Raw genomic sequence first — 1,374 nt, forward strand, 5'->3', positions numbered from 1 at the left:
TGGAACGGCCAGCCCCTCGACCACACCCGCACCAGCCACCTCGCCCGCCTCGACCTCACGCTCGCGGCATAACTGCACATTTGGCCAGCAGGATCCCTGTGTGCGTGAAAATCGGTGTGTGGTCGTCCGGCGGACGTCGTGTCGCCTTGGCGCGTTCCGAGCCCGCCCCCTGCCATCTGGAGCAGCCACCTGGACCGCCGCACGGCGCGAGGCATACGCCAACGACCAGGGAGCACCGAACAGCCTCATCGCGGTGTCCGGCAGCTCCAACCGGTCCAAGGCGGACAAGGACCCAGCCGACTGGCTGCCCGTACCGGCAGACCGGTGCACGTACGCCGCGGACTGGGTGGCGGACAAACTCCGCTGGAACCTGACCGCCGACGCCGGCGAGCGCGACGCACTGACCCGCCTCGCCGAAGCCTGCCCGGCCGCCACCGTCACCTACGAGCAGGTCCCGTAACCAAGGGGCAGGCCTTCTGGGGGGCCTGCTGAAGCACCGGGCTCCGGAGCCTTGGCCGGACACGGCCTGTCCCGTGGCCTCGGTCTCTTCCTTCGACGCAGCCGAGCGGGCCATGTGCGCCGTCAGTTCTCCGACGGGATCCGCGCGGCGATCTCCCGCGCCAGCCGCTCCGCCCGCACCGACATGCTCCCGCCCTCCTGCGCGACCGCCACCAGCAACGCGAGCAGATCGTGCGCCTCCTCCAGCGTCAGCACAGCCAGACGCTGCGCCGTGTCCGCGAGCGGCACACACAGGGCGGAGTCCCCATCGAGCGCGTCGTAGTCGTCCATAGCCTGGCACGTACCCGTCGGGCTCAAGGTCACGCCCACCCTCGGGGTTGGCGCGCCGAGGTTGGACAGCCCTTCAACCTCGGTTCGGAAGTCGCCTGGCTGCCGGCACGAGCTCAATTTGTTCCCGAGGAGCGGCAGCACCGACGCCTGCTGTCAGCATCGCCCAAGAGACTGAAGTTGGGTGTCATACGTTCCGTTCTCCCGCCTTGAACGGGCCGGTCGCGGGGGCGACGCACTTGTCGACGACGGTCTCCTCACCGGCCGCCGAGCCGTCCAGGCAGAGCCGTCCGCCCTGGTCACGCAGATCGAGAAAGAACCGCGTGGTCGTGTCGGACTGCTCAAGGCCGTGGATACGCCCGTCGATGTAGCCGAGACCGTTCAAGATCGCCCTGACCTTGGCGGGGGTGGGATCCGCCAGATCCCACAGCGCCCGGGCGATGCGCTCTTCATGGAGGTTGCCCGCGCACCAGTCACGAGCGTTCAACTCCACCGTAGTCGCAGGCCCGCCAGCGGCGGAAGAAGTCGTAGACCGCCCGCCAGTACGGGAAGTCGACCGGCATGGCCATCCACTTCACGCCGTTGTCG

General features: G+C 68.9%; 3 protein-coding genes. 1 reads left to right on the forward strand and 2 read right to left on the reverse strand.

All coding sequences use genetic code 11. The features are described from left to right. Positions 1-253: 253 nt before the first annotated feature. Positions 254-460, forward strand: coding sequence for a hypothetical protein (locus ABT085_RS46365; RefSeq protein WP_351623263.1), 207 nt, complete (start codon positions 254-256; stop codon positions 458-460). Between the two features lie 122 nt (positions 461-582). On the opposite strand, the gene ABT085_RS46370 is transcribed toward ABT085_RS46365, so the two are convergent. Both ABT085_RS46370 and ABT085_RS46375 read right to left on the reverse strand, forming a co-directional pair. Next, positions 583-789 carry a DUF6417 family protein gene (locus ABT085_RS46370; RefSeq protein WP_351623265.1) on the reverse strand — a complete coding sequence of 69 codons (207 nt, stop codon included), beginning with the start codon at positions 787-789 and terminating at the stop codon, positions 583-585. A 184-nt stretch (positions 790-973) separates the two neighbouring features. Beyond that, positions 974-1,273 (reverse strand): hypothetical protein, encoded by a 300-nt coding sequence (locus tag ABT085_RS46375; protein WP_351623267.1) that lies wholly within the window; start codon positions 1,271-1,273, stop codon positions 974-976. Between the last annotated feature and the right edge of the window lie 101 nt (positions 1,274-1,374).

It is taken from the genome of Streptomyces sp. NPDC002265 (assembly GCF_040296125.1).
Lineage (GTDB): Bacteria > Actinomycetota > Actinomycetes > Streptomycetales > Streptomycetaceae > Streptomyces.

Coding starts and splice junctions, on each gene's coding strand:
- ABT085_RS46370 (WP_351623265.1), bottom strand. CDS start 789: ATGGACGACTACGACGCGCTCGATGGGGACTCCGCCCTGTGTGTGCCG.